Genomic DNA, 2969 nt, shown 5'->3' on the forward strand with positions numbered 1-2969 from the left:
CCGAGGAGCGAGAGCAAGGCGAGGGCAGCGAGGGACCGGCGCATGCTCAGAAATCCTCCGCGCGGATATTGGGTGGCGCCAGCTCGCGGTCTTCCGAGGTGTCGCGGCCCGACTGGGTGATGAAGGGCAGCACCGGGATCCGCACCAGAGGATTGGCCAGCGGCTGGCCGGCGGGATCGAGCTCACCCATCAGGCCGCGCGGGTTGTCGGCGACGGTGAAGGTCGGGATATCGAAGGAGAATGGCGGCACGGTCGGGGGCACTGGCCGGGCGCAGCTGCTGGCGCCGATCGGGCAGTCGTTGAACAGGTAGTCGAACTGATTGGGTGGCGGATCGCCGAGCTGCGTTCCGCTGGCAAAGCGTCGGCCGAGCACGGCGGCGGAGCCGGTCGTGTTCCCGGCGATGCTGCCGGTCAGAACCGTGCCCGACCCATCCGCCACCTGCAGCGATGCTACGGCGAGCGCGCCGCTCGCGCTGCCGCTGCCACCGAGATTCAGGAACACATTGCTCGCGGAGGCATCTAGCCCGCCGAAGCTGATCAGCGATGCGGTGATGGTAAGGGTCGGCGTCTGGGCGATCCCAGCCAGCGAGGCGGCCTGCGTCGCGTTCACGGTGATGCCGGAGGTGCCAGCGATCAGGCCGTTGACGGTGACGTTCTGGGCGGCGAGCGCCAGCCCGCCCGCAAAGGCGATGGCGGAGAAGCCGTTCACCGTGACCGTTCCCGTCGGCGCCGAGAGCGAGAGCTCCGCTGCACGGATGGTGCCATCCACGGTGATGGAGCCTGCGGTTGCCGTGACATTGCCGGTGCCGCCCGCCTGCACCGTCTGGCCGGAGGGGATCGTCATCTGCGGCCCGGCATTGACCAGGGTGAGATCGCCGGGCGAGCTGCTTTCGCCCAGCCGGTCGAGCTGGTTGGCGCCGGTCAGACTGATCGACCCGGCTTGCGTGGCCGCGCGCAGCTCGCCTGCCTCTATGCGGCCGGTGCCGATACTCTGGATGCCGCTGCCGGCATTGAGCGTCACGATCTGGCCGGGTGCCGAAAGCAGGCCGCGCAGATTGATCGCGCCCGCGGTGAGCGAGAAGCCGCCGCCGGCCGAGAAATCATCCAGGAAGCCGATGCTGTTGCCGGCATTGGTCAGGGTGACGGCGCCGCCCGCCGCGCCGGCGAGGGCGCCGACCGAGAGGTTGGCGTCTGCCGCCTGTGCGATGGTGCCAAGGCTGCGCAGGTCGAGCGTGCCGGCGAAGGCGAGCGGACGAATGACGTCGACCGAGGTCGCCGTGGCCGTGGTGACACCACCGAAGGTGGTGGCACCGATGCGCAGCGTATCGCTCGCGGCGATTAGTGCCAGCTCCGAGTCGAACAGGACGAAGAGCTCAGGGGGCAGTATGATCTCGCTCACGTTTGGGAAGGGCAACAGCACCGGCCGCTGGGTCGCCGGCGCGATCTCCACGACGGCGCCGCGCACACGGGGACCATCGTCGAAGGCGGAGGTCGGCATCACCAGGTCACCGATGCGGAGCGACACGCGACCATTCACCGCGGAGAGGAAGCCGCCCGTCCCGCCGACGGTGGGTGAGGGCTGTGCCGGCAGGATGAGCCTGGCAGAGGTGATGATGCCGATATTCGCGGCGACGATCGCCCCGCTCACCGTGAGATCAGAGGCGCCGTTGTCGAGCACGAAGTTGCCGGGGATGGTGAACCCGCTCAGGACAACGATCGAATTCGGCGTGCCGCCCTGGGCGCCGCCCCGATCGAGGATGACGTCGCCGCCGGAGGTCAGGGAGAGGTTGCCGGTGACCACCGTGCCACCCGTCTGGACGATGCCGCCCTGACCGGCACCGAGCACGAGGCTGTTCTCCTCCACCCAGCCGGCAAGGGTGACGCGGCCCGGCAGGCCAGGGTCCGTGCTGCTGCTCGAGTCGGGTGTCGCGGCACGGATCGAGCTGCTGCCTTCGCCGGTGGCACCAGTCAGCACGGCACCGGCGCCGATTGTCACGTTGCCGGCGGCCGTGAGGCCGAAGCCGCCGGTCCCATTGACCACGGCGTTGATAGTGCCGTTCACCGTCAGATCGCCATTCGTGACCCTGATGAGGATCGAGCCCGATCCGGTGCCGAGGCGCTGCAGCGAGCCATCGACCGTCAGGCTGTCGGCGTTGACGATCTCGATGAAGCTGTCGGCGGCCGTGACATTGCCGAGCGTCGCGACCTGATTGGCGCCGGTGAGCACGACGTTGCCACCCAGCCCCGACCCTCCGGTCGCCGCGGCATTGAGGCGGCTGGTGGTGATGACCGAGCCGACCGCCTGCCGGAGAGTCGCGTTCAGGCCCGTGATGTCGAAGGTGCCGCTGACGGTGATGGCGCCTTCCAGCAATACCTCGGCGGCACTGCCGAGGCCGCTGGCGGCGATCGTGAAGTTGCCGGTCACGTTGGAGGGGCCGAGGCGCGGGACGGTATTGCCCGTGGCGGTCAGGGAGACATCACCGCCGGACTGCACCCGCAGTTGCCCGGAGTTGAGCGAGATCGCCGCGCCGCTCGCCTGGGTGATGCCGCCGGTGCCGGCGATCAGCACCAGATCACCGATCCCGAGGCCGATGGAGGCATTGATGGCGATGCTGCCGGCCGATCCGGTCTGCAGGGTCAGGCCCCCCTGGCCTTTGAAGACCGCGCTTTCCACGGTGATCGAGTTCGTGGCCTGCAGGACCAGGTCGCCAGCGATGCCTCCGATCTGCGTCGTCGTGATCACGGCATTGGTCATCGCCTCCCCGAAGCCCAGAACGAAGTCGGAGAGATCCGCGCCGGTGACCGGCGTGTCGCCGCCGGCGGGACCGTCCGAGATGCGCAAGTTGTCCGGATCGAACAGCACCGTGCCGCTGCGCCCTGCGGGCGCCGAGACGTCGATCGCACCCAGCATCCGGAAGCCGCGCTCGCCGGAGACCTCGACGAAGCCGCCATCGCCGCCCTGCGGCCCG

1 protein-coding gene is annotated in these 2969 nt (G+C 69.2%); it reads right to left on the reverse strand.

Translation table 11 applies throughout. The annotated features are described in order from the left end of the window. Positions 1 to 46: 46 nt before the first annotated feature. Positions 47 to 2969, reverse strand: a 2923-nt coding sequence (locus GXW71_RS34395) for a beta strand repeat-containing protein (RefSeq protein ID WP_211858572.1), incomplete at its 5' end; no start/stop codon positions are given.

Origin of the sequence: Plastoroseomonas hellenica, assembly GCF_018129085.1 — a bacterium.
Lineage (GTDB): Bacteria > Pseudomonadota > Alphaproteobacteria > Acetobacterales > Acetobacteraceae > Plastoroseomonas > Plastoroseomonas hellenica.